This is a genomic window from Lelliottia jeotgali (assembly GCF_977070485.1).
The window spans coordinates 39590-64266 of sequence record NZ_CDRVFO010000019.1 but is presented as its reverse complement, the minus strand read 5'-3'; the positions used below and the strand labels follow the sequence as shown (position 1 = coordinate 64266).

The following is a 24677-nucleotide window of genomic DNA, read 5'->3' as shown; positions in this document are numbered from 1 at the left end:
GGCCTTGGTCGCCAGGCTCGCCCTGGTCCCGGGCTGTGCGCGCGCTCAAGCGGTCGCAGCCTCGTTGATCCTGAAGGGCACGAACAGCCGTTCGAGGGTAGGAATTTTTGAGAGATGACTCCACGCAAACCAGCCAGTGCCCCACCGAAGGGCCCAAGCACCGATCTGGCCTCCCTGTCACAGAATGACGTGACCATCCTGGCCGAGACTTTCCGGCTCCTGGGCGATCCGTCGCGGCTCAAGGTCATGCTGTGCTGCATGAAGGGGTCCACGTCGGTAAGCGACATCGCGGAAGCCGTCGAACTCTCGCAGTCGTTGGTCAGCCATCACCTTCGACTGTTGCGTGGAGCCCGTCTGGTCAAGGGCGCGCGCCAGTCCAAGCAGATCTTCTATGAGGTAGCGGACAAGCACGTGAGCCAGGTGCTGCTGGACATGGCCATCCACATCGTTGAGGACAACAGCGACGACTAGCCTTGGTGCGAAACAGCCCTTACCGCGTCCCGTGAGGCCTATCCTTTCGGCCAGATCCGGTGCAAGTCATCCACGACCAGCACGTGATGGTGCCCGCCTTGGTTCGCGTGCTGACGCAAGTGGGGGTGATCCGCCGACAGGTTCGGATGGTCATGGGCCAAGTCCGACGGGTCGCTGGCCGGCCACAGCCGAAGCGCCAGCGCCACGCCAGCTAGGCCGATCAAGGACATGACGACGAACGTCGATTGCAGCCCCATGGCCGCGCCGAAGCGTCCGGCCAGCGGGTAGCAGATGAGCCAGCAGGCGTGCGACAGCGCGAAGTGGGCCGCGAAGATCGCTGGACGGTCCTCGGCGTGGGCCGAGCGGCGCAGAAGACGGCCGGATGGCGTCTGCGCCACGCTGTAGCCAAAGCCGATCACCAGCCACAGCGGCAGCAACAGCGCATAGCTCGGCAGCAGTGCGCCGATCGCCGTGCCCACGACGAGGACAGCGGCGCCGGTGAGCATCGCGGGTCGGTCGGCTACTTTCTCCAGTAGGGACGGCAAGACGAAGGCGGCCACCATCGAGCCGCCTCCGAACGCCGCCAGTGCCCACGCCACCTCGACTTCGCCCAGGCCGAAACGCGCCTTCACGAGCACCACCGTGTTCACGATCACCATCGCGCCGGCCGCCGAGACGGCCAGGCTGATCGCCAGCAGGCCCCGCAGGCGAGGCGTGGCGAGGTAGATGCGCGTGCCGCGCGTCGTTCGCTCCCAGATGCCGCGGCGCGGGCCGGGGACGGACGTGGGCAACCGCACGCTGACCACGAGAGCGGCTGAAACGAGGAAACCGAGCACCGTTCCCGCGAACAGGTTGTGAAAGCTGATGACGGTCAGCAGCGCGGCGGCCAGCATCGGGGAAATCAGGCTTTCCAGGTCGTAGGCCAGCCGGGACAGCGACAGCGCCTTCGTGTAGTCCTCTTCGTCGGGAAGGATGTCCGGGATGGTGGCCTGGAAGGTCGGCGTGAAGCCGGCGGATGCCGCCTGCAGAACGAAGATCAGCAGGTAGATCTGCCAGACCTCGGTGACGAAGGGCAGGCACAGCGCGACGGCCGCTCGCACGAGGTCCAGCGCCACGAGCAGCGAGCGCCGCGGGAGCCGGTCGGCGAAGGCCTGCGCGACCGGCGCGACCCCCGCGTAGGCCAGCATCTTGATGGCCAGCGCCGTCCCGAGCACCGCGCCTGCATCCGCGCCGGCCAGCTCGTAGGCCAGCAGGCCGAGCGCCACCGTCATCAGGCCGGTGCCGACGAGCGCGATCACCTGGGCGGTGAACAGGTGGCGGTAGGTGCGGTTATTCAGGACGGAGAGCATCGGACGGCCTCAGAGCAGTTTGGTCAGCGCCTTCATTTCGGTCAGAACGGAGTCCTCGTCATGGGACAGGCAGTGGTCGATGTGGTCGTGGATCAGGACGCGCTTGGCCGCCGTCACCGCGCTTTCCACCGCCGCGAGCTGGCGGGCGATGTCGAGGCAGGTTTCTCCCCCTTCGATCATCCCGATGACGTGCCGCAGATGCCCCTCGGCGCGCTTGAGCCGCTTCACCAGGTCGGGATGGGTGGTGTGCTTATGCATGTCTTCCATGCTGAAATCATATCCCCCCAGGGGGGATACTGCCACTGGATGTTAGATCAACGGCTGCTTGCCAGGCGGGGGGAATGGTCGCCGAGCCAGGCTAAGGCAATTGCCCGGAGCGGCATCCCGGCCGTGGTGAGACGCGAACACAAATGTGTACAACAATTCACATGAAAACATGTTCATGTGTTATATTTTGAGCCACAGTCAAAGACCCAGTTTCCCGAGGCCCCATGTCCCAATCCCACGCACATGACCATGGTCACGATCACGACCATGATCATGACCACACCCCGACCGTGACCAGCGCCAACGAGCGCAAGGTCCTGCTGTCCTTTTTCCTGATCTTCGGCTTCATGGTCGTGGAGGCCGTCGGAGGCGTGCTGTCGGGCTCGCTGGCCTTGCTGGCCGACGCGGGCCACATGCTGACCGACGCCGCGGCGCTCGCACTGGCCTACGCAGCATTCCGGTTCGGCCGCCGCGCGGCCGACAGCAAGCGCACCTTCGGCTACCTGCGCTTCGAGGTCATCGCCGGTTTCCTGAACGCCGTGACCCTGTTCGCGATCGTCGCTTGGATCGCCTACGAGGCGTGGGAGCGGCTGCAGGCGCCGCCCGTGATCCTGGCCGGCCCGATGATGATCGTCGCCGTGCTCGGCCTGCTGGTGAACGTGCTCGTGCTGTGGATCATGACCCGCGGAGAGACCGATCACGTCAACGTGAAGGGGGCCATCCTGCACGTGATGGGCGACCTGCTCGGCTCGGTCGGCGCCATCGTCGCTGCGATCGTCATCTACCTCACGGGCTGGACGCCGATCGATCCCATCCTGTCGGTCCTGGTCGCGGCGCTGATCCTGCGCAGCGCATGGAAGCTGCTCGCCAAGTCGATCCACATCCTGCTGGAAGGCGCGCCGGAGGATGCTTCGCCGGAGAAGGTGGAGCAAGGCCTGATGGGCGCCGTGCCGGGCCTGGCGGCCGTCAGCCACGTTCACGTGTGGCAGCTCACCTCCGGGCGCACGATGGCCACGCTGCACGTTCGCCCCAACGTGGACGAGGAAGCACGCGCCGTGGTCAAGCGCGTCGAAGCGGTGCTTCGAGAGCAATTCAGCATCGAACACGCCACGGTCGGGATCGACTGGAACTCGGGCACCGACGAGAACGTCTGCAGCTTGCAGCCCACGTCGGAGCGTCAGGACCACAGCGGCCACGATCACAGCGGTCATGACCACAGCGGGCACGACCACAGCGGCCATGATCATGGCAATCACAAGCATGGCGGCGGGCACAGCCACGGCCATGACCACGACCATTCCGCTCCTGGTCACAGGCATTGAGGCCGCGCGAGCCGGCTCGCACTCCACTTGAGGATTTGCATCCATGACGTCCCGCAAAACCACCAGCGCCGACACCGCGCAATGCTCGACCACCAGCCACGACGCGGCGACCGATGCCCTCGCAATGTCGCAAAGTGACGTCGCTGTTCTGGCCGAGACCTTCCGCCTGCTGGGCGACCAATCGCGATTGAAGATCCTGCTGCAGTGCATGCATGGCTCGGTCGCCGTGGGGGACATCGCCGAAGCGCTCGACCTGTCGCAGTCTCTGGTCAGCCATCACCTGCGGCTGCTGCGCGGTGCGCGCCTCGTGCGCGGCGAACGCCAAGCCAAGCACATCTTCTACAGCATCGCGGACCAGCACGTCAGCCAGGTGCTGCAGGACATGGCGGTCCACATTTCCGAGGACAAAGCCGACGACTGACCAGGCCCAAGCACCCAGGCGAATGGCAGGTTGCGAGGCGCCGGTACCCACGCCGCCGGTTAGCCTCAAGGACGTCCTCGATGCGGCCTGGGCGCAACACCCTGAATCGCGGGCCCTGCCTGGGCGCCGGGATGCCGCGCAGGCACAGCAATGGGCGGCGGCAGCTTGGACGCCTGAGCCTCCCGCGCTCGCAATCACCCACAAGACCGACCGGTTCAACCGCACAACGGCACTCGTGAGCTGGATGTCGGAGTGGCCACAGCGACGACGCGGGGTTTTCCCACCACCTTGTCCATGCAGCCTGCCCGCTAGGGCAACCCAAAGGGCTTGACCTTGCCTTCGTTGTAACGCCTAGCCTCCACACAAATTTCTGCAGAGCGCTTCGGAAGGGCCGGAGTCCTGCATCCAAGAAAGGGGCACTTCCATGCGTAAAAAAATCAGAATCGTTGTGGTGGCAGGCGTCATCGCAGCCGTCGGGGGCATAGCGATTGCCGCCCGCGACGCCAAGGACGAGGGCAAGGCCGCGGCGCCCCCGGCGGGCGCGCCGATGGCGCCGCAGGTGCCCGTGGCCGAGGTCATCACCCGCACGGTCGCGCCATCGGCCGAGTACACCGGCTTCCTGGCCGCGCCCAAGACCGTCGAGCTGCGCTCGCGGGTCGGCGGCGCCGTCGATGCTGTGAGCGTCCCCGAGGGCAGCCTGGTGCGCAAGGGACAACTGCTGTTCCAGATCGACCCCCGACCGTTCCAGGTCACGCTCGACACGGCTGCGGCGCAACTGCAACAGGCCGAGGTGCTGGCCAGTCAGGCCCAGGCCGACTTCGACCGCGCCGAGCGCCTGGTGGCGACCGGCGCTGTCGCGCGCAAGACCTACGACGATGCCGTCTCCGCGCGCAGTGCGCGCCAGGCCCAGGTGCAAGCGGCCAAGGCCGCCGTCGCTGCGGCGCGGCTGGATCTGTCCTACGCCCGCGTCACGGCGCCCATCGCCGGGCGCGTTGACCGCGTGCTCGTGACCGAGGGCAACCTGGTCAGCGGCGGTGTCGCCGGCGCGGCCACGCTGCTGACCACGATCGTGTCCATCGACCCGCTGCACGTGTACTTCGACATCGACGAAGCCACGTACCTCAACGTCGTGAGCCGCTCGCGGCCCGCTGCGGGCGCCGGCGGCAAGGCCTCGCTGCCCGTGCAGGTCGGGCTGACCACGGACAAGGGTTTCCCGCACAGGGGCGCGCTCGACTTCGTGGGCAACACCATTGACCGAAGCACCGGCACGATCCGCGCGCGCGCCGTTGTGCCCAACCCGGATGGGCGCATGGCACCCGGCATGTTCGCCCGGGTCAAGCTGTCCACCGGCGCGGCGCGCGAGGCCGTCCTGATCGACGATCAGGCCGTGGGCACCGACCAAGGGCGCAACTACGTGCTGGTCGTGGGCGAGAACAACCAGGCCCAGTACCGGCCCATCGAACTGGGGCCGGTGGTGGACGGGCTGCGCGTCATCAACGGCAGCCTGCAGGCCGGTGAGAAGATCATCATCAAGGGCCTCGTGCGCCCCGGCATGGCGGTCACGCCGCGCATGGTGCCCATGCAGCCGCCCGCGGCACCGGCCGCCGGCGCGGACCCCGCCAAGGCTGACGGCGCGGCCGGCTCGGCGGAGGCCCGCAAATGAATTTCCCCCGCTTCTTCATCAACCGGCCCATCTTCGCCATCGTCCTGTCGGTGCTGATGCTGATCGCGGGCGCGATCAGCTACTTCCAGCTGCCGCTGAGCGAATACCCGCAGGTCACGCCTCCCACGGTGCAGGTCACCGCTAGCTATCCCGGTGCCAACCCGCAAGTGATCGCCGATACCGTGGCATCACCGCTGGAGCAGGCGATCAACGGCGTAGAAGGCATGATGTACATGCAGTCTCAGATGTCCACCGACGGGAAAATGGTGCTCACCGTCTCCTTCGAGCAGCATATCAACGCCGACATTGCGCAGATCCAGGTGCAAAACCGGGTCTCGCGGGCGTTGCCGCGCCTACCGCCTGAAGTTCAGCGCATCGGTGTTGTCACCGAGAAAACGTCGCCGGACGTTCTCATGGTGGTGCATTTGCTTTCGCCTGGAGGTCGATATGATCCGCTGTACGTCTCCAACTACGCCACACTTCATGTGAAGGATGAGCTGGCTCGTACGCCAGGCGTCGGCGATGTCCTAGTCTGGGGCGCCGGGGAGTATTCGATGCGGGTCTGGCTCGAACCCGCCAAGGTCGCTGCTCGTGGGCTGATCGCGAGCGACGTGGTTGCCGCCATCCGCGAGCAGAACATACAGGTTGCCGCTGGTTCGGTTGGTCAGCAGCCGGATGCCTCGGCGGCGTTCCAGGTCACGGTCAACACTCTGGGCCGACTGTCGAGCGAGGAGCAATTCGGCGAGATCGTCGTGAAGACGGGCGCCGACGGCCAGGTAACTCGCCTGCGGGATGTCGCCCGCATCTCGATGGGGGCCGATTCCTACTCTTTGCGCAGCCTGCTCAATGGCGAGCCGGCGGTGGGGATACAGATCATCCAGAGCCCGGGCGCGAACGCGCTGGATGTGTCTAGCGCGGTGCGCGCGGCAATGGACCGACTTCAAGCTAAGTTCCCCGACGGCATTGAGTATAGGATCGCCTACGACCCCACGGTCTTCGTGCGCGCCTCGCTCCAGTCCGTCGCCGTCACGCTGCTGGAGGCCATCTTCCTGGTGGTGATCGTGGTGGTGCTGTTCCTGCAATCCTGGCGCGCGTCGATCATCCCGCTGATCGCCGTGCCGGTCTCGCTGGTCGGCACGTTCGCGGTGATGCACATGTTCGGTTTCTCGCTGAACACACTGTCGCTGTTCGGACTGGTGCTGTCCATCGGCATCGTGGTGGATGACGCCATCGTGGTGGTGGAGAACGTGGAGCGCCACATAGCGCTGGGCGAATCACCCAAGGACGCGGCGCGCAAGGCGATGGATGAAGTGACTGGCCCGATCCTGGCCATCACCTCGGTGCTGGCAGCGGTCTTCATCCCCTCGGCGTTCCTGTCGGGGCTGCAGGGCGAGTTCTATCGCCAGTTCGCGCTAACCATCGCGTTCTCGACCATCCTGTCGGCGATCAACTCGCTTACGCTGTCGCCAGCGCTGGCCGCCATCCTGCTCAAGCCGCACCACGGCGCGGCCAAGCCCGATCGCGTCACGCGCATCATCGACGGCGTGTTCGGCGGCTTCTTCCGCCGCTTCAACCGCTTCTTCGACCGCGCCTCGAATTCCTACGTCGGGGGCGTGCGCCGCGCGGTGCGCGGCAGCGCCATCGTGCTGCTGCTCTACGTCGGCTTCCTGGGCCTGACCTGGCTGGGCTTCCACAAGGTGCCTGCGGGCTTCGTGCCCGCCCAGGACAAGTACTACCTCGTGGGCATCGCCCAGCTTCCGACCGGCGCCTCGCTGGATCGCACCGAGGCGGTCGTCAAGGAGATGACCAAGATCGCACTGGCTGAGCCGGGCGTCGAGAGCGTGGTGGCCTTCCCGGGCCTGTCGGTCAATGGACCGGTGAACCAGCCGAACACCGCGCTGATGTTCGCCATGCTCAAGCCCTTCGATGAGCGCAAGGACCCGTCGCTGTCGGCCTTCGCCATCCAGGGCAAGCTCATGGGCAAGTTCAGCCAGATCCCGGACGGCTTCGTCGGCATCTTCCCGCCGCCGCCGGTGCCGGGCCTGGGTTCTATGGGCGGCTTTAAGCTGCAGATCGAGGACCGGGCGGGCCTGGGTCCCGAGGCGCTTGCACAAGCACAGGGCCAGATCATGGGCAAGGCCATGCAGGCGCCCGAGCTGGCGAACATGCTCGCCAGCTTCCAGACCAATGCGCCGCAGTTGCAGGTGGACATCGACCGGGTGAAGGCCAAGTCGCAGGGCGTGTCGCTGACCGAGGTGTTCGACACCCTGCAGGTCAACCTTGGCTCGCTCTACGTCAACGACTTCAACCGCTTCGGTCGCACCTACCGGGTAATGGCCCAAGCCGATGCGCAGTTCCGCATGCAGGCTGAGGACATAGGCATGCTCAAGGTGCGCAATGCAGCGGGCGACATGATCCCGCTGAGCGCGTTCGCGACCATCGAGCGCAGTTCCGGCCCCGACCGGGTGATGCATTACAACGGCTTCCCCTCGGCGGACATCAGCGGCGGGCCAGCGCCGGGCTACTCATCCGGCCAGGCCACCGCCGCGATTGAGAAGATCGTGAGCGAATCGCTGCCTGACGGTATGACCTACGAATGGACGGACCTGACTTTCCAGGAAAACCGAGTTGGCAATACTGCTATCTATATCTTCGCGCTGGCGGTGCTGCTCGCCTTCCTGTTCCTGGCGGCCCAGTACAACAGTTGGTCGCTGCCGTTCGCTGTGCTGCTGATTGCACCCATGGCGCTGCTCTCGGCGATCGCCGGCGTCTGGCTCTCTGGGGGGGACAACAACATCTTCACGCAGATCGGTTTCGTGGTGCTGATCGGCCTGGCCGCCAAGAACGCGATCCTGATCGTGGAGTTCGCCCGCGCGAAGGAAAGCGAAGGGGCCGATCCGCTGGCAGCCGTGCTCGAAGCCGCGCGCTTGCGGCTGCGCCCGATCCTGATGACGTCGTTCGCCTTCATCGCTGGCGTGGTGCCGCTGGTGCTGGCCAGCGGTGCGGGCGCCGAGATGCGCCACGCCATGGGCATCGCGGTGTTCGCCGGCATGCTGGGCGTGACGGTATTCGGCCTGGTGCTGACGCCGGTGTTCTACGTCGTGGTGCGCAAGCTGGCGCTGCGCCGCGAAGCGCGCCATGCCCGTGTCGGCATGACCGACCAGCACGCATGACGGCCAGGAGGACATACGACATGAAAACATCTTTCGCATTCACACGACCCGCCAGGACGCTGGCGCCGCTCGCCCTCGCGGCGGCGTTGACTGGCTGCTCCATGGCACCGAAGTATGACCGGCCCGCAGCGCCGATCGACACGGCTTATCCCTTGGGCGCGGCCTATGTGGAACCGGCGGCCGCGACGCCCGACGACGCGATCACGGCCGAGATCGGCTGGCGGGACTTCTTCCGCGACCCGCTGCTGCAGCAGTTGATCGGCATTTCACTGGAGAACAACCGCGACATGCGCAAGGCCGCGCTCAACGTGGAGGCGGCTCAGGCGCTGTACCGTATCCAGCGTGCCGAGATGCTGCCGAACCTGGGCGTTTCCGCCCGCGGCGCGTCAGAGCGCGTACCGGCCGACCTCAGCACCACGGGGCAAAGCGACGTGCTCCGGCGCTACGACGTGGCCGGGGTGACGGCCGCCTGGGAACTGGACCTGTGGGGCCGCATCCGCAGCCTCAGCGACCGGGCGCTGGCGTCCTACCTGGCCCTCGACGAGACCCGCATCGCCACGCAGATGAGCCTGGTGTCCGAGGTGGCCAGCGCCTACCTCACGCTGCGTGCCGACCAGGAACTGCTGCGCCTGACGAGCGACACCCTCGCCACGCAGAAGCGCTCCTACGGGCTGACCACCCAACTGGTGGAAGCGGGCAACTCCACGCAGCTCGACCTGCGCCGCGCAGAGATCGCGTTGCGCACCGCCGAGGCCAACCATGCCGCCTACACACGGCAGGCGGCCAAGGACCGCAACGCGCTGGTGCTGCTGTTGGGCCAGCCGCTGACGCCGGAGCTGTCCCGGCAGCTTGACGAGGCCATGGCGCTGCCGGACGACATCGTGCCGACCGGCCTGCCGAGCGGCCTGCCGTCCGAACTGCTCGCGCGCCGGCCGGACATCCGCGCCGCCGAGCAGATGCTGATCGGCGCCAACGCCAACATCGGCGCGGCGCGGGCCGCGTTCTTCCCGACGATCAGCCTTACGGGCTCGGCGGGCACGGCCAGCGCTTCGCTGGACGGCCTGTTCGATTCGGGCTCGCGGGCCTGGAGCTTCCTGCCGCAGATCACGCTGCCCATCTTCCGCGGCGGCGCGCTGCGCGCCAACCTGGACGTGGCGCACGTACAGAAGCGCATCGAGATCGCCAACTACGAGAAGTCCATCCAGGCGGCCTTCGCCGAGGTGGCCGACGGCCTGGCGGGCAAGCGCACGCTCGATGAGCAGATCCGCGCGGAGCAGCTCCTGGTGGCGGCCAGCCAGAAGGCCTACGAGCTGGCCGAGCAGCGCTTCCAGGAGGGCGTGGACGACAACCTCACTGTACTCGACGCGCAGCGCACGCATTACGGCACGCAGCAGACCCTGGTGCGCACGCGCCTGACGCGGCTGAACAACCTCATCCATCTGTACAAGGCGCTGGGCGGCGGCTGGACTGAGCACACGGTGCAATCGGGCGCCACGGCGCAGCAGTCCGCCCGGTCGCCGGGATGAGGGCCGGCGCGCAGCGGTGGCGTCCCCCATCGCTGCGCGCGGAGAGCTGGATGAGGATTGGTGAACTCGCGCGCTTGACCGGCACGCCCCCTGAGAACATCAGGTTCTACGAACGGGAGGGCCTGCTGCCCGCTCCCGAGCGGTCCCGCAACAACTACCGGCGCTATGGCCCGGCCCATGTCGAGCGGCTTTACCTGATTCGCAACTACCGCGCGTCGGGCATCGGCCTGGATGACATGCGCAACTTGCTGGGCTGGACGCATCGCGAGTCCCCGGAACCCGAGCTGCTGACGCAGGCTGTCCGGGACCATCTCGCCTATGTCGAGGAACGCATGGCGCAACTGACCCGGGTGAAAGAGCACCTGCTCGCATTGGAACGGCAGGCTGTTCCTTCTGCCGCTCGGGAGATTTGCGAGGAGCGACCAGGTTGCGGCGGTTCATGAGCATCGCATGGCCGAATCATGGTCGGATAACTGAACATATATTCATGCGTGTAATATTTCCGGCCAGACAAACGAACAAGAAAGACCGCCCATGACCGACCAGAGCATCACGCGCCGAAACATCGGCGTTCTCACCGCCGCGCAGGCGCTCGGTGGCGCCAGCGCGCCCATCGTGATGTCGCTGGGCGGGCTGGTCGGCCAGCAGCTTGCCAAGGACTCGGCCTGGATCACCTTGCCCGTGAGCCTGTTCGGCCTGGGTCTTGCCATCGGCACCTTGCCTGCGGCGTTCATCATGCGGCGCCATGGCCGCCGCAACGGATACGTGGTCGGGGTCGGCTTCGGCGTGGCCTCGGGCCTGATCGCCGCGCTGGGCATCATGCTGGCCTCGTTCTGGATCTTCTGCGCCGGCACCTTCCTGGCGGGCTTCTACGGCGCGTATGTGCAGAGCTACCGCTTCGCAGCCGCCGACACCGCCGAGGACGCGCTCAAGGCCAAGGCGATTTCCTGGGTGATGGTGGGGGGTCTCGCGGGTGCCATCATCGGGCCGCAGTTGGTGATCTTCACGCGCGACGCGGTAGCGGGCACGCCCTACGTCGGCAGCTTCCTCAGCCAGGCGCTGCTGCCGCTGATCGCCCTGCCGATCTTGCTGATGCTGCGCACGCCGCGCCAGACCCCGGCCGAAGCCGCCGCCGACAGCGGCCGCACGGTGCTGCAGCTCCTGGCGATGCCGCGCTACGCGCTGGCCGTGGCCGCGGGCGTGGTGTCCTATGGGGTGATGGCGTTCGTGATGACCGCCGCGCCGGTGGCGATGGTCAACCACGGGCATTCGGTGGACAACGCCGCCCTGGGCATCCAGTGGCACCTGCTGGCGATGTTCGGGCCGAGCTTCTTCACTGGGCGGCTGATGGTGCGCTACGGCAAGGAGCGCGTGACCGCCGTGGGCATGGTGCTGCTCGCCGCCTCCGGGGTGGTGGCCCTGGGCGGGCTCGGCCTGTCCCACTTCTGGGGCTCGCTGGCGCTGCTGGGCATCGGCTGGAACTTCAGCTTCATCGGCGCGACGGCGGTGGTCACCGATTGCCACACCCCGGCCGAGCGCAGCAAGGCGCAGGGCATGAACGATTTCTTCGTCTTCGCCGCCACGGCGGCCGTGTCGTTCCTCGCGGGATCGATCCTGCACAGCTCGGGCTGGCAGGCGGTCAACTGGATGATCTTCCCGGCCCTGGCGCTGATCTTGGTGCCGCTGCTGTGGCAGACCGCGCGAAAGCCGGTGCGGCTAGGTCCGGGCTGATCGGGCCGATGCGGGAGGTGTTCCATCTAGCGGTCGCCTCAGGCGCTACATCACCTGCTTCCACCGCTGCAGCTTCGACAGCGCGTTGTCGTAGGCGGCGGAAGTGAAGGACTGGATCTTGCGCCGAGGGTCTTCATCGGCATCAACGGCGAAATGAGGGGCTTGACCTTCCAACAATGGGAAGCCCTACAGTGACTCCATCAATCTCATTCAAGGAGTTTTTCATGAGAGTCAACAAGTTCAGCCTGTTGTTCATTGCGGGCGCCGTCGTGGTCGCCATCGGCCTGATGGCCGTTCAGAAGAAGGTGGTCCCGTCGGGTGAAGTGATGCAGGCCAATGCGAGCGGAGATCACCAAGGGCACGCGATGCCCTCCAGCGCCTCGGCCAATGACAGCCCTTCCACGACCGCGTATCGCGCCGTGAACGACCAGATGCACGCGGGGATGGGAGCGCAGTTCACTGGCAACGCCGACGTCGATTTCATGCGCGGCATGATCCCGCACCACCAGGGCGCGATCGACATGGCCAAGGTGGCGTTGCAGTACGGCAAGGACCCGGAGGTCCGCAAGTTGGCTGAGGAGGTTATCTCTGCGCAGGAAGGCGAGATCGCCATGATGAATAAGTGGCTTGGAGAACGCGGCCAACAGGCGGCGACCGGCAGCTCGGGCGACGCCTCGACGACCGCCTACCGTGCCGGCAATGACCGCATGCACGCCGACATGATGATTGACTTCAGCGGCGATGCCGATGTGGACTTTATGCGCGGCATGATCCCGCATCACCAGGGCGCGATCGACATGGCCAAGGTGGCGTTGCAGTACGGCAAGGACCCGGAGGTCCGCGAGTTGGCTCAGGAGGTTATCTCTGCGTAGGAAGGAGAGATCGCCATGATGAAGAGCTGGCTTGCCGCTCGGGGAAAGTGAAGGCACGACCATGAACCAAGCCAGCACCCCGCGCATCATCATCTATAGCACTCCAGCCTGCCCGGACTGTCGGGTGCTGAAGGAGTGGCTGTCCCAGCAGAGCATCGTGTTTGAAGAACGCGACCTGACCGACCCGAAGATTTCTGCGGAAGCCAAGTCACGAACCGGCGTGCGCGTGGCTCCGATCACGCTCATCGGTAATGAGGTCTTCTATGGCACCTTTGCGAGCCAGAAGCCGGGGCTGATGAAGGCGCTCGGCCGTTCGACAAGTAGATGAAGGGTCTCAAGAAATACTTGGCCCGCGCTGCCGTCCAAGCTCCCAAGATACGCCGCCACCGCGCACCACGGCGGCGATATGCTGCCCCAGCCGCTGCTCGATCACCGGCCGCCACGGCACCAAGCTGAATCCCATGCCGTCGTCCAGCATCGCGTAGCGCCCGCTGGCGAGCATGACGCTGCGCCGGTAGATGCCAGCCACGCGCTGCCCGTCGGCCACCGGGCGATGCTCCAGGCCGGTTTCAGCGGCAATGCCCTTCGCGGCCTGTGCCAGTTCCCGGTTGCGCAGTGTGCCCAGCAGGTTGCGCGCCAGGATCACGCGCTGCCCGCGCCGCTCGGCCAGCCCCTGTTCGGCCAGGAAGTCGGCGCGCTGTTGCATGGCCTGTTTGGCCTCGCCACCAAAGCCCAGGTCGCCCAGGCCCGAGCCGCCGCCGATCAACTGCTGGTCGAGCCACGTGGCCCCGATCACGCGGGCCTGCCGCTCGATGGGCAAGTGCGATTTCAGCTCCACGGCCACGCCGCCCAGGCGCTGCGCGTCGTACTGGCGGCCACGCTCGGCCAGGTCGTCCGGCACCTTCCATAGCCCTTCGGCAACGCGCTCCACAATGCCGGCCCGACGCAGGGCCTCCAGCCGGCGGATGTGGGCGGCGACGACTTCTTGCGGGTCGCGTCCGGCCTTGGCCCGGCCCTGCCCGATCGCCAGGTGATGGTCAGTGCGGTACAGGCCATCGCTCGCCAGCGCGGCGATGTTCTTGTCGGCTGCGCGCACGTCGGCCGAGCCTTTCACCTCCACCACGGCGCCGCTCGGGTAGTTCGCCAGCTCGTCGCGGGCGTTGAGCGCGACGTAATGGGCCTTGCCGTCCACCCCGTCGATGACCAGATAGCCCCGGTCGCGCAGCTCGTCGGCCAGCCCCTTCGCGGCCACACGGCCGAGGATGGTTCGGCCATCGTCCCCCGGCTCGAACACGGCCAGCTCGCGCGGCTCGCCGCGCATGGCCCGCTGCACGGTGCGGATGATGTCGCCGCGCTCGCCCAGCGCGCGCAATGTCTTTTCCGCATCGGCATGGATGGCCCAGGTGCCGGGCTGCGTCTCGTCGGCCAGGCCCAGGCGCTGCAAGTGTTGCAGGCGGCCGATTAGCATCAGGCGTTGGCGCTGCAAGCGGGGGGCGTTGAACCTTTCGACGCGCACCAGGCCATCGCCGCCGGCCTCGCCTATCTCACGCTTGAGGGTGCGATCCAGGCTCGTCCACCGCTCTTGCTCCACCTCACGCTGCAAGGTCTGCTGGATCTCCAGTTCGGTGCGCGGCCCCAGCCATTCGGTCGCCAGCTCGGCGGCGCGATAGCGGAAGCCATCGGCGATGTAGTCGCCCGCGATGATGAGGTCTTTGCCGGTGTCGTCGCGCCCGCGCACGACGATGTGCGTGTGCGGGTTGTCGGTGTTCCAGTGGTTCACGGCCACCCAATCGAGGCCCGTACCCAGGTCGGCCTCCATGCGGCCCATGAGGTGCCGCGTGTAGGTGCGCAGGTCTTCCAGCTCCGCGCCATCCTCGGGCGAGAGGATGAAGCGGAAATGGTGCCGGTCGTCGGCGCAGCGTTCCTTGAAGGCGTCGAGATCGGCCACGTCTGTCTGCGGCCCGTAGGCTTGGCCCGGCTCGCCGTCGCGGCCCACGCCGTCGCGCTCGATGTAGCGCAGGTGCTTGGCGAGCGACTGCGGGCTGGCCCGCTGGTGGTTCACCAGCAGCGTCTTGATGGTCGCGCGCCGCGACATAGGCGTCAGCTTCGCCCCGGCGAAGCGTGCTGCCGTGTGGCCGCGCCCCAGGCGCGAGCCGGGCCGCTGGCCGGTGCCACTCGCCGATGCCGGACGGCGCACCGTGGACTTGCCGCTGCTGGCTTTGCCCGCCTGTTTGAGCACCTTGGAAACGAAGCTCTGCCCCTGGCCCTTGCCCCGGTTCTTCGGGGCGCTGGGGCGCACGCGGAAATCGTCGTCGCGGCGGTCGGTCATGGCTGCGCTCCCTGCAAGCTCTGGCGTGTCCTGTCGTGCGAAGCACGCGGACATGCCTGCATTGGCGCGACCTTCGCGCCGAACGCGGCACGGCGGCAAAGCCGCTCCGTGCCGCGCCACCCCCATGTGCAGACTGGCTTTCGACGCGGCCCGGTGCCGCGTCCTTTTGTCTTGCCTTCCGCCTTTGCCCCTCGCTGTCGCTCCGGGCGTCGGCGGCCCGGCGGCGCTGTGCTGCTTGCAGCCAGCCCGCCGGCGAACGCGCCGATGGCCGCAGGCCAGGCACGTTCGAGGCAAGACGCCTGCACACTGGACGGCTGCGCCGGAGACAGCGCGAAGTGCGGTGCGAATGCCCCCGCACTGCACGCGCGACGACACGACGACGAACAGTAGAACGAGACGCCCGATGGCACGACAAGATGCACGGCAACGTGCAGCGAGTCGGCCATCATGGGCGCGACTCCAGCCAGACCGGATGCGCGAAGCCGATCACGGCGGATGCGCTGACCGGGCCGAAATACCGGCTGTCGAACGATGCCGGATTGGTCATGCTCAACAGGAACAGCTCGCCCGCTTGGAGACGGCGGCAAAGCTGCAAGGATGGCAGTTGCCGGCCCAGCCGGTCGGCGGGCAGCGCGGCGGCCGCAGGCTCGCCGTCGATGCGTACCTGACCAGCAACGATGCAAACGTGTTGTGGCGCGACCGCACCCACACGTTTGAGCAGCGGCACGCGCGTCGGCAGGTAGCCGCGCTGCGCGGCCAGCATGGCGGACTTGGCGGGCAGCGGCACCAGCACAATGCTGTCCACGGACAACGGACGTGGCAGCGAGGCGGTGCGCGGGTCGAACGGTTCGATGCGATACCAGCCGACCGCCACGCTGTCGGACGGGTTGTAGGTCAGGCGCGGCAGCGGCGACACGAAAGCCGCCCAGGCCAGCGCAGCGAGGCCGACGGCGGCGAAGCCCGCCAGGACGATGCGAGCGCGCAAACGTGCACGGGGCGAGCGAGGACGCGACACGGGGCCGGTCGTGGAAATAGTGGTCATGGGAATGTCCTCCCGGCCAGCCAGGCGGCGTGCCGTTCGATGCTGTATTCGGGCAGCGGCGAGCGCGCCGCAAGCCGGTTGGCGAGCGCGCGCCAGTACGCGGGCGACACGGCGGTGGGCGCGATGCCCAGAGCCTCAATGCCGTCGATGCGTTCGAGCACGGCGCGCACGCTGGCATCGCCTTCGGCGTGCAGCAGCAGGTGTGCGCCCGGCTGCACGGCAGGAATGCGCTGCACCGCATCGAGCGGCGTGGCGGTCTGCATCACCATGAGCTGCCAGCGGATCGTGCCGTAGTCGTTCGCCTGCCAGCGGATGCGGCAGAGCACCGCACCCGGCAGGAACACGGCGCAGCGCCGCCAGCGGTCGAGCTGGAGCGTGCGTGCCGGTTCGCCGAAGCGCAGGTAGAGCTTGAAACGGGCATCGATGTAGGCCAGCGCCACGCGCGTCAGCGGCACGTTGCCGGCCTGGCCGGTGAGTGTCGCAAGCGCGGGCCGCGATGCAGCCGTGGGCGCGTGCGCCGCAGGTAAGGCGGATGTGTTCATGGCGTGTTCTCCCTGCGGTGTTCCGGAAACTCGCGCTCCAGCAGTTCGCGCAGTAGTTCGGCCACGGTCACGCCTCGCGTGAAGGCCGATACCTTGATGCGCGCCCGCATGGCGGGCGTAATGTCGAGCGTCAGGCGAGCCGTGTAGAGGTCGCCTTTGTTGAGTGCATCGGCGTCGCCCTGGCGAATCCACGCCTCGGCGTGAGGATTCGCGGGCGGGCGTGCGCCGATGCCAACGCGCTTACCGCGTGGTGGCTGCTTCGCTGTCATGTCGGCCACCGCAGCAGTTCGTCCACCAGTGCGGTGATTTCGCGTGCGGCGGCACTGTCGGGTGCCGTCTCACGGGCGAGCCGGCCAGCGGCCACGCTGTCGGCGAACACGATGCGCTGATGCACCTCCGAGCGCAGCGCGGGAAGCGGCTGTTCGGCCAGCGATTGCCGTGCCTCGCGGCCGATGATGGTGGTGCTGACGCGCCGGTTGATGACGAAGGCCGCGCGCAGTGCAGGCCGGAACACCTGCGCCTCGCGGATCAGCGCCACCATCTCGGCGCTGGCCCACACGTCATAGGGGCTGGGCTGCACCGGGATCAGCACGCGCTCGGCCGCCAGCAGCGCGGAGCGCGCCAAGGCGGCAATCCTGGGTGGGCCGTCGATGATGACGTGATCGGCCCGCCTGGCCAACTCTGGCGCTTCCTGATGCAGCGTTTCGCGGGCCAAGCCCACGGCGCTGAACAGCCGTGGCAAGCCCTGCTGGCTTCTGCGCTGCGTCCAATCCAGTGATGAGCCCTGCGGATCGGCATCGAGCAGGACGACATGCTGGCCGTGCATCGCCAGTTCGCCCGCGATGTGCGTGGCGAGCGTGGTCTTGCCGACACCGCCTTTCTGGTTGAGCAGAGCGAGGATCATGGCGCGGCCCTCCAGTTTGAAGAACCGGGCTGTTCTTGCCCTGCTGAACGGCGTTTGGTTTTGGGCTGATTTCGCCTTTCAAGCCGCCGTGCTTTTTTCGTTTCGGGAGTTGTCCACCGAAACGGTGCTTCTCTACTAAAAGTTAGAGAATTTAAGTTAGGAATGTTAGAGGCCGGCGAAACCCAATGCTGGCGCGGGTTTTCGGCCAATTTTGTTGCCTGATAGCACGAGGATTTGTTGCCTGATAGCACGAGCCTTCTGTTGCCTGATAGCACGAGTGAATTAACAGGTTTTCCCGCACTTATCCCCGTGCCGTGGGCGGCACGGGCCGGAAGGTCAGCAGCTCGGTTTTCTCGCTGGGCATCCGCTCGATGCCCAGGACGTAGCCGGGCAGCGACTGCCGCGCCACCAGCGTGCGCAGATCGGCGGCGAAGTCGTAGAAACGCGCCACGCTGCCCGACTTGCGGTACAAGTGCTGGAAATCGAATTGCCAGCCGTGCTCCTGCCGGCCTCCATGCTTGCGCACCAGCCGGTACAGCCAGCGTTCGATGCCGCCAGTGAGCCGGAAGTACGTCGGGTCGATGGTCAGTACCAAGGCGGCGTCCACCACGCCCGCGTAGAACCAGTCTGGCAGGATCAACTCTATGCCCAGTGGCGTGCCGCTGGCATCGGCCAGTTCCTTCCACTCGTTGATCCACGAGAATCGGTGCAGCCGCCTTCCCGTGGTTTCGCGGATGGACGTGGCCACTGTGGTCGATTGCAGCCGGTCGAGCGCGGCCTTGAGGCGCTGGTAGTCGCGCAGCGACGTACCGCGCCCGATGAAGCGCAGGATCTCGTAAGGGCGCACCTGCATCAGCCGCGAGGTCGGGATGCCCGCATCGCGGGCTTCCACGATTTGGCTGGCGGCCCAGATCAGGATGTCGGCATCCCAGATTGTTGCGATGCCGTGTTCCCGCGTCCCTTCCACGCAGATGGTGATGCCGCCCGCCCGGAAGTCGATCGGCGCGGTGCGCCGCGACTTCGCCAGCGAGAAGAACGGAAAGGCCATCAAGTCCTGGCTGTCGCGCGGCGCCATGTCGCCCGGCAGCGCGCGGAACAGGTCGAGCTGTTCCCGCTGCTTTGCTGGTCGCTGCCGCAGGGGCAGCGATGGGCTGGACATGGCGATTGCCACCGGCGAGCCAGAGATCAGCGGCCGTCACGGTAGTCGCCCGCATGCCGCTCGGCATATTCCGGGTCGGAAGTCGCCGCGTAGCTGTGCGCATCGGCCCAGGCATCCAGGTCGGACACCGCGTACAAGACACGGCGGCCGAACTTGCGAAACTTCGGCCCGCCGCCGATCACGCGCTGTTTCTCCAGCGTGCGCGGCGACAGGCGCAGGTAGTCGGCGGCTTCGTCGTTGGTCAGGTAGCGTTGGGGCTGCGCGGGTGCAGCGACAGCAGCGGCGGCAGGCCGCAAGGGAGCAGGTCGCATGGGAAGTACCTCCATCAAGCCCGGCCACACCACGCGGCCGGATAGAGGCACTTTCAAGAAAGCGAGGCTTCTTGCTAAGGGACGAAATGAAGAGGCTGCAAAACGTCCCCCCTTACTGCGATGCAACTGGCGGAAGCTGCGCCAGGCTGCGATAGCCGCCGCGCATCAACGCCTCGCCACGCCGCACCAGCCGCCGCACGCGGGCACGCAAGGCGCTGTCCTTGTGCCAGTCGGCCGCGACGGCATCAGTGCCGAACAAGCCTTCGGCCACTTCGCGCAAGGACGCGCCCGCCAGGGTGGCGTCGAGCGCCTGCAAGGTGTGCAGTTCCAGCATTGCCGATAGCGACGGACGTGGCCGAACGGTCGCCGCAGGTGCGGCACCGGCGGCTACGGCGATCGTATTCAATTCGCTCGCGATGGCCGCATAGCGTTCGCAAGGCGCGGCGCAGGCCCGGATGGCATAGGCGTAAGCCATGCCGTCGGCCAAGCCTGGCGCGAGCACGAAGCGCAGGCAGCAGCCGGGCCAGCGCGCCATCAGCACCAGGCGCTTGCCGTCATGGATCAGGTGTTTGCGGCCCGGCAGCTTCCAGAACTCAAAACCCAGCGCATCGGGCGGCGGATCTGCATCCGGGTAGAGCTGCACCACGGCATCGTGATCGGGGAACCAGGCCGGATGCGCATCCCGCGAATCCAGGGTGGGATCTTCCAGCAGACGCAGCCCCCAGCGCTCGGCAGCATCCGGTTGGCGACGATGGCGCAGCCAGTCGCGCCGGTAGTCGGGATCGCGGCGCAGATACTCCCAGGCCAGCGCCGGGCCATCCAGGTGCAGAACGTAGAGATAGGCCGCCGTGGCATACCACGGCTCGGCACTGCGATCAGCCATGAGGCAACCTCCCTGTGCTGGGGATGCGTCGCCAAAGCGAAACGGCGTGCTACGAGGCCATCGTCAAAACGTTATGGGTGAAGCGTAAATTGGCAGTGTCAAGACCGATGGACTCCGATGCGTTGCTGAAATCGTCCGAATGCGACGGCGGCAACGCACTCCAATGGCATGCCGCGTCGGCCAGCTTGCCGCAGCCCGCGCCAGGCATCATGACCGTTTCGATCAGGCACGCACCGCTACGGTGCAAGACTGCCGATTCAGACCGAACGGGTCATAGACCAGACCGAAATAGACATAGTGCGCCCCGCTTCGCGGTGGCGCTCAATCGGTGATCGAGCCGTTGTCTTCGGCCAGTCGCAGGTATTCCGACAGCCGCCGCACCGGCTTGAAGTAGCGATCCCGCATCACGGGCTGCTGGCGCGGCCCGACGATGGCGGCCAGGTCGGACAGCTTCACCGTTCCCAGTGCAGGCATGCCAATCCCCAGGTCGATCAAACCGTGGGCGGTATCGCCATCGGCTGGATCGAGTGAGGCCAGCAGCCAGGTGACATGCGCATCCGGGGTGAACAGGCGCACCACGGGCAGTGGATCGGTGTCCTGCCCGGCAGCACGGGCTTGGCCGTTGGCCAGCAGGCGCAAGCGTTCGTCGGCGGTGATGAGCGGGGTCATGGTTTTACTCCCACGGATGCACAAAGCATCAGAGACGCTTTACCGCGTTCCCTCGTAAGCGGGGATGCGCAAGCCCACGCATCCGCAGAAGCGTGGAAGCACGAAGGCACATGCACGGAAGTCAAGAAAGACACGGATCAGGCTCTCCGCTTTTGAAGAAAGCCGCCAATGCGGATTTCAGTAAAGGCACAAAAACAGGTGAGATTGGATGAATGAGTTAAATATAACGTGGTTTTAATTGTGCTGCGAATCGACGCTTCTGTCTATGCAGAAGCGAACCGTCCAGCGCGGCCGACCGGCCGGCTCCACCACCTTCGACGCCGAGCTGGCCCAGGCTTTCGGTGTGGCGGTGCGTGCGCTGCGCACGGAACGCGGCATCGCCCAGGAAACGCTGGCCAACCTGGCCGGCATTGAGCGCTCGCACATGGGCAAGATCGAGCGCGGCGAGCACGCGCCGACCCTGGCGATCATCTTCAAGATCGCCGGTGCTCTGGAGTGCAGCACAGCAGCGCTAATGGCCGAGGCGGAAAACCGACTTTCGGCTTCCGAGACGTAGCGCCTCGTCGCGATGGACGGGGCGCTGCGGCGGTTACGCCGCTTTGGGCTTGCTACGCGACCAGATCAGGTCGTGCGTGCCGTCCCCGTTGTCGATCAGACGGGCATAGACCGTTGCAGGGAAAGAAGGATCGTCCAGGGTCACGGACACGTAGGAGCGTCCTGCCTCGCTGGTCTTTTTCCACGCTGCGCCGATGTCATGGCCAGCCGCTTGCAGGCGGTAGTCGGGTGCGCTTTCGTTGTTACCTTTGTCGTTGGGAACCAGCTTGACCTTGACGTTGAGGGTCAGGGTGCGAAGCGTGCCGGTGAAGCCGTCTTTCTCTGCGGTGAAGGTGCCGATGTTTGCCATGATGAATTTCCTTTCGGTTGAACAGGGTTCGCGCCCATCGCGTCCTGTTGTGATCCGAACGGCGGGGGGACGGGCTGGCTGCACCGCTTGCGGGCGCAACGCAGTGGAGCGCCTGGAAGCGAAAGGAATTTGTCCCGCGAGGAATGCGCGCAGCGCAGGGGAAATTGTTTTCGCTGGAAGGTTGCAGCCATAGAAGCTCGGCCACCGCCAGTATTCATAAACAGACAGAACGCCTTGGGCCGACCCGCTCCGGAAGGAAACATGGCCGGCTCGGCTCCCCGCGTGACGGCGTCACCGGCTTGCGCCCTGACACGGGCAAGGACAACGCCCAGCGACAAGGTGAACGCGTCCCTGACGTAGCAGGCGGCCTCTTGCTTGAGGCGTGGCGTGGAAGCTCCATTGCAAGGCCGGGCGGCGTGTCGGTGAACCGTCCTTCGTGACGTACAAGCGACGAACCGCCAGCGTCGAGGACGGCACGCTTTCATGCAACCTGTGGCAGCAAGCCGGGGCGTAGGCCCACAAGCCCCGATCATTGGTGCGGGGCGCATTCGGAATGTCGTCGGCGCTGTGCGCCGACGCACTGATGGGTTTTGATCGGCTTCGAGGGTTTCCCGCGCACAAGGCTACTTGTGCGCCACCCCTGCGCGGCCTGCCCGAAGGCGGCGCAGGGGCGCTCTGGCTTTGGGCCTTGAACACCGGGCGCGGCTACCGCCGCGCCCGGATTTTTGGCATTCCCCGCGCCCAAGACGGAACGGCTTGGGCGCGGGACTGCTCCCTATTCTTTGGTTTCGATGATCCACCACACGGCACGCGGCAAGGCGCGGTCCGTAATGGGGTGCAGGTCGGTCAGGTCGGCGCGGGCTATCCAGCCGCGAGTCGGGCGGTAACCGCGCACGTCGCTAGCGCCATGCCAGCGGCGGGCGCGTAGCGTGCCGGGGGCATAGGTCGCGGCCATGCGGGGGCGGTTTGCGGGGTGGTGGTTCATGGTGGGTATCCTCGGCATGAAGCGCCCCGGCCGGAACCGGGGCGCTTATCTGCTGTGCAGGGTCACGCGGCCAGTGCCTCGGCCTGCGGCTGCTCATCCGCCACGGCGGCGGCTTCCTCCGGCGCTTCGGCTTCCGTGTCGGTCGCTGCTTCCTGCGCGGCCTGCTGCGGGTCTTCGGTGCGGAAGATGGCGGGCATCCAGCCGGTGCCATCGGCCAGCCGTTCGGCTTCGCTGGCAATGTCGCCTTTCTTCAACTTCGCCAGCCGGGTGACGTGCGCCGGGGCGTACTGCTCCACGGCTTCCAGAATCGCGGCCTTCGGCACATGCTGGAAATAGCCGTCAGCGGTGGGCTTCCACCATGCGGCCATGTCCAAGCCGACAGCCTGCGCCAGTTCCGCGCCGGGTTGGTGCTGTGCAGCGCGGGACGTCACCACGTCCACCGTGACGGCCACGCATACGGCCAGCAGCCGCACCAGTTCATCCTGCGACTTCGCCAGCAGCACGGCGAACAGTTCGGCGCTGTCCTCCGGCAAGCCTTCGCCTGCTACCTGCTGCAACTCGCGCAGCGCCACGGCGGCGGGCGAATCCGGTATGTCCGGGGCGATGCCTTCCAGCCGGTCTTGCGCTTTGAGGCTCACGCCCAGCGGCAACGCATCATGACGGTGGCCGTAGTGGCTTCCCTGCAAGACGGTCTGCACCATGCCATGCACCAACGCGGCCAGCGCCACTTGCGGATGACGGGCGACTTCGATTTGCAGCGCGGCGGTGCGGTGGGCGCTCAACCGCTGCGCCAACTTGTCGGACATGGCGGCGGTCTTGGGCTGCCCCTCGCTGTCTCCGTCCTCGCCTTCGTGGTCGTTCCCGGCATCCTCGCCGCTGAAACCTTGGCGCAGGCGTTCCAGCGTGCGCAGCGCCTTGGCTTCGGCTTCGCGCATCAACCCGCGATGAATCACGGCTTCGCCGCTGCGGTCGATGGTGACGATGGCACCGGCTGCGGCCTTCACGGTCGCACCGTAGTCCTGCAAACCATCTTCCAGCGCCTGCAACTGCTCGCCCAGGGCTTCTCCTTCTTCCTGCAAGGCATCGGCCTTTTCCTCGTCGTCGGCGTCCAGCGCGGTATCCACGGCCTCGGCCAGTTCGTGCAGCTTGGCTTGCAGCTTCTCGATGCGGGCAGCTTCGCGCTTGTTGGGTTCACGGCACTCCCTCGGCGCACGCTGGAAGGCGTGCAGGTCGGCATGGGTCACGCTCGGCGTGGCATCCACCCATGCCCAGCCTTCGGCCTTCACCTCGGCGGCAATGCCTGCCAGCTTGTCTTGCGCCAGCCGTTCCAGCAGCGCGGCATCGGTCAGATACACGCCTGCATCCCCTTCCGCGAACAGGTCGCGGCGAATGCCGCCGCCTGCGGCATCGTAGGTGTCCAGCCCGACGAAACGCACCAGCGGATGGCGGTAGGCGTCAATCTCCCTTTCGGTGAGGCGGTCGCGCAGCGCGGACGGCTGGCGCTGCCACGCCGGCGCGTCATAGAAGGCGCTTTCCTGCGCGGCGTGGTCGTCGGTGATGGCAAGGGCCATCAACTGATCGAGCGTCACGGCTTCGGCACGGTAGTCGGCCAGCAGGCGCGGCGAGACGTTCGCCAGCTTCAAGCGGCGCTGCACCACCAGCGGGGACACGCTGAAATCGGCGGCTATGTCCTCAATGGGGCGGCCTTCGGCCACCAGAGCGGCGAAGGCTTCAAACTGGTCTGCCGGGTGCATGGCTTCACGCTGCACGTTCTCGGTGAGGCTGGCCGTGCGGGCGGTTCCATCGGCCACCAGCAGGCAAGGCACGTCCCATTCCTTGCTGATGCGGCGCTTCTTCGCCAGCAGCTTCAACGCGGCCAGCCTGCGGCCACCGGCCACCACTTCGTAATGCTCGCCATCGGCGGATGCGATCACGATCAGATTTTGCAGCAGGCCGACCCGCTGGATGCTGGCGGCGAGTTCGGGAATGGACATGCGCGGGGTCTTACGCACGTTGCGGCCAGCGGGACGCGATACCAGCCGCGACAGCGGGACAAGAATCAGGTTCTTGGCCGGGTCGGCGGCTTCCAGCGGGATAGCGGCGGCGGTGTTGAGGGCGCGGGCTTCGGTTTGGGTAATGGCGTTCATGGTGATA

General features: G+C 66.6%; 25 protein-coding genes. 11 read left to right on the top strand and 14 right to left on the bottom strand.

The annotated features are described in order from the left end of the window. The first annotated feature begins 114 nt into the window (after nucleotides 1-114). The gene (locus ACW4TB_RS23045) at nucleotides 115-471 is read left to right on the top strand and encodes an ArsR/SmtB family transcription factor (RefSeq protein WP_008786741.1); all 357 of its coding nucleotides are present in this window, start codon (nucleotides 115-117) and stop codon (nucleotides 469-471) included. A gap of 38 nt (nucleotides 472-509) precedes the next feature. On the opposite strand, the gene ACW4TB_RS23040 is transcribed toward ACW4TB_RS23045, so the two are convergent. Together ACW4TB_RS23040 and ACW4TB_RS23035 are read right to left on the bottom strand one after the other, a co-directional pair. Beyond that, entirely contained in the window at nucleotides 510-1820 is a 1311-nt protein-coding gene (locus ACW4TB_RS23040) for an MFS transporter (protein WP_008786740.1), read from the bottom strand. A 9-nt stretch (nucleotides 1821-1829) separates the two neighbouring features. Then, the gene (locus ACW4TB_RS23035; protein ID WP_169708473.1) at nucleotides 1830-2078 is read right to left on the bottom strand and encodes a metal-sensing transcriptional repressor; all 249 of its coding nucleotides are present in this window, start codon (nucleotides 2076-2078) and stop codon (nucleotides 1830-1832) included. Nucleotides 2079-2311: 233 nt separating this feature from the next. Between ACW4TB_RS23035 and ACW4TB_RS23030 the strand changes: the two genes are divergently transcribed. The 9 genes from ACW4TB_RS23030 (at nucleotide 2312) to ACW4TB_RS22990 (ending at nucleotide 13123) form a co-directional block, all read left to right on the top strand. Further along, nucleotides 2312-3409 (top strand): cation diffusion facilitator family transporter, encoded by a 1098-nt coding sequence (locus tag ACW4TB_RS23030; RefSeq protein ID WP_008786738.1) that lies wholly within the window; start codon nucleotides 2312-2314, stop codon nucleotides 3407-3409. A gap of 43 nt (nucleotides 3410-3452) precedes the next feature. Further along, nucleotides 3453-3830, top strand: a complete 378-nt coding sequence (locus ACW4TB_RS23025) for an ArsR/SmtB family transcription factor (protein ID WP_008786737.1) — start codon at nucleotides 3453-3455, stop codon at nucleotides 3828-3830. A 424-nt stretch (nucleotides 3831-4254) separates the two neighbouring features. Further along, complete coding sequence (locus tag ACW4TB_RS23020) at nucleotides 4255-5493, top strand: efflux RND transporter periplasmic adaptor subunit (RefSeq protein ID WP_021162752.1); 1239 nt, start codon at nucleotides 4255-4257, stop codon at nucleotides 5491-5493. Continuing rightward, a complete protein-coding gene (locus ACW4TB_RS23015) occupies nucleotides 5490-8666 on the top strand; it encodes an efflux RND transporter permease subunit (protein WP_031631131.1) in 3177 nt (1058 codons plus the stop codon). The genes ACW4TB_RS23020 and ACW4TB_RS23015 overlap by 4 nt, the downstream gene beginning before the upstream one ends. Before the next feature lie 20 nt (nucleotides 8667-8686). Next, the gene (locus ACW4TB_RS23010) at nucleotides 8687-10192 is read left to right on the top strand and encodes an efflux transporter outer membrane subunit (protein ID WP_008786734.1); all 1506 of its coding nucleotides are present in this window, start codon (nucleotides 8687-8689) and stop codon (nucleotides 10190-10192) included. A gap of 50 nt (nucleotides 10193-10242) precedes the next feature. Then, nucleotides 10243-10635, top strand: a complete 393-nt coding sequence (locus tag ACW4TB_RS23005; RefSeq protein WP_019396549.1) for a MerR family transcriptional regulator — start codon at nucleotides 10243-10245, stop codon at nucleotides 10633-10635. A 91-nt stretch (nucleotides 10636-10726) separates the two neighbouring features. Further along, on the top strand, nucleotides 10727-11923 hold the full coding sequence (locus ACW4TB_RS23000) for an MFS transporter (protein ID WP_008786732.1): 1197 nt from the start codon (nucleotides 10727-10729) through the stop codon (nucleotides 11921-11923). Nucleotides 11924-12147: 224 nt separating this feature from the next. Then, nucleotides 12148-12795, top strand: a complete 648-nt coding sequence (gene copM / locus ACW4TB_RS22995; RefSeq protein ID WP_049950248.1) for a CopM family metallochaperone — start codon at nucleotides 12148-12150, stop codon at nucleotides 12793-12795. A 61-nt stretch (nucleotides 12796-12856) separates the two neighbouring features. Continuing rightward, on the top strand, nucleotides 12857-13123 hold the full coding sequence (locus ACW4TB_RS22990; RefSeq protein WP_008786730.1) for a glutaredoxin family protein: 267 nt from the start codon (nucleotides 12857-12859) through the stop codon (nucleotides 13121-13123). A 6-nt stretch (nucleotides 13124-13129) separates the two neighbouring features. Here the strand turns inward: ACW4TB_RS22990 and ACW4TB_RS22985 are convergent, their stop codons facing one another. The 9 genes from ACW4TB_RS22985 to ACW4TB_RS22945 form a co-directional block, all read right to left on the bottom strand. Further along, nucleotides 13130-15124: a relaxase/mobilization nuclease domain-containing protein gene (locus ACW4TB_RS22985; RefSeq protein ID WP_019396546.1), complete on the bottom strand. Its 1995-nt coding sequence runs from the start codon at nucleotides 15122-15124 to the stop codon at nucleotides 13130-13132. A 445-nt stretch (nucleotides 15125-15569) separates the two neighbouring features. Then, nucleotides 15570-16166 carry a S26 family signal peptidase gene (locus tag ACW4TB_RS22980; protein WP_031631133.1) on the bottom strand — a complete coding sequence of 199 codons (597 nt, stop codon included), beginning with the start codon at nucleotides 16164-16166 and terminating at the stop codon, nucleotides 15570-15572. Beyond that, nucleotides 16163-16708: a DUF2840 domain-containing protein gene (locus tag ACW4TB_RS22975; protein ID WP_031631134.1), complete on the bottom strand. Its 546-nt coding sequence runs from the start codon at nucleotides 16706-16708 to the stop codon at nucleotides 16163-16165. Before ACW4TB_RS22975 ends, ACW4TB_RS22980 begins: the two co-directional genes overlap by 4 nt. Next, nucleotides 16705-16977, bottom strand: coding sequence for a hypothetical protein (locus ACW4TB_RS22970; protein WP_031631135.1), 273 nt, complete (start codon nucleotides 16975-16977; stop codon nucleotides 16705-16707). The genes ACW4TB_RS22975 and ACW4TB_RS22970 overlap by 4 nt, the downstream gene beginning before the upstream one ends. Further along, nucleotides 16974-17612 carry a ParA family partition ATPase gene (gene parA, locus ACW4TB_RS22965; protein ID WP_031631138.1) on the bottom strand — a complete coding sequence of 213 codons (639 nt, stop codon included), beginning with the start codon at nucleotides 17610-17612 and terminating at the stop codon, nucleotides 16974-16976. The genes ACW4TB_RS22970 and parA overlap by 4 nt, the downstream gene beginning before the upstream one ends. Nucleotides 17613-17913: 301 nt before the next feature. Continuing rightward, nucleotides 17914-18771 carry a replication initiator protein A gene (locus ACW4TB_RS22960; protein ID WP_455828576.1) on the bottom strand — a complete coding sequence of 286 codons (858 nt, stop codon included), beginning with the start codon at nucleotides 18769-18771 and terminating at the stop codon, nucleotides 17914-17916. 26 nt (nucleotides 18772-18797) lie between these two features. Further along, nucleotides 18798-19082 carry a helix-turn-helix transcriptional regulator gene (locus ACW4TB_RS22955; protein WP_455843084.1) on the bottom strand — a complete coding sequence of 95 codons (285 nt, stop codon included), beginning with the start codon at nucleotides 19080-19082 and terminating at the stop codon, nucleotides 18798-18800. 112 nt (nucleotides 19083-19194) lie between these two features. After that, nucleotides 19195-19965, bottom strand: coding sequence for a DUF2285 domain-containing protein (locus ACW4TB_RS22950; protein WP_031631142.1), 771 nt, complete (start codon nucleotides 19963-19965; stop codon nucleotides 19195-19197). 321 nt (nucleotides 19966-20286) lie between these two features. Next, complete coding sequence (locus tag ACW4TB_RS22945) at nucleotides 20287-20634, bottom strand: DUF2958 domain-containing protein (protein ID WP_031631145.1); 348 nt, start codon at nucleotides 20632-20634, stop codon at nucleotides 20287-20289. Nucleotides 20635-20899: 265 nt separating this feature from the next. Between ACW4TB_RS22945 and ACW4TB_RS22940 the strand changes: the two genes are divergently transcribed. Continuing rightward, nucleotides 20900-21190: a helix-turn-helix domain-containing protein gene (locus ACW4TB_RS22940; protein ID WP_031631147.1), complete on the top strand. Its 291-nt coding sequence runs from the start codon at nucleotides 20900-20902 to the stop codon at nucleotides 21188-21190. Between the two features lie 33 nt (nucleotides 21191-21223). Here the strand turns inward: ACW4TB_RS22940 and ACW4TB_RS22935 are convergent, their stop codons facing one another. The 3 genes from ACW4TB_RS22935 to ACW4TB_RS22925 all read right to left on the bottom strand — a co-directional run bounded on the left by ACW4TB_RS22935 (nucleotide 21224) and on the right by ACW4TB_RS22925 (nucleotide 24670). Continuing rightward, nucleotides 21224-21538 carry a DUF736 domain-containing protein gene (locus tag ACW4TB_RS22935; protein WP_031631150.1) on the bottom strand — a complete coding sequence of 105 codons (315 nt, stop codon included), beginning with the start codon at nucleotides 21536-21538 and terminating at the stop codon, nucleotides 21224-21226. Between the two features lie 775 nt (nucleotides 21539-22313). Continuing rightward, nucleotides 22314-22523 (bottom strand): hypothetical protein, encoded by a 210-nt coding sequence (locus ACW4TB_RS22930; protein WP_031631151.1) that lies wholly within the window; start codon nucleotides 22521-22523, stop codon nucleotides 22314-22316. Nucleotides 22524-22585: 62 nt separating this feature from the next. Further along, nucleotides 22586-24670 carry a ParB/RepB/Spo0J family partition protein gene (locus tag ACW4TB_RS22925; protein ID WP_031631153.1) on the bottom strand — a complete coding sequence of 695 codons (2085 nt, stop codon included), beginning with the start codon at nucleotides 24668-24670 and terminating at the stop codon, nucleotides 22586-22588. Nucleotides 24671-24677 lie beyond the last annotated feature (7 nt).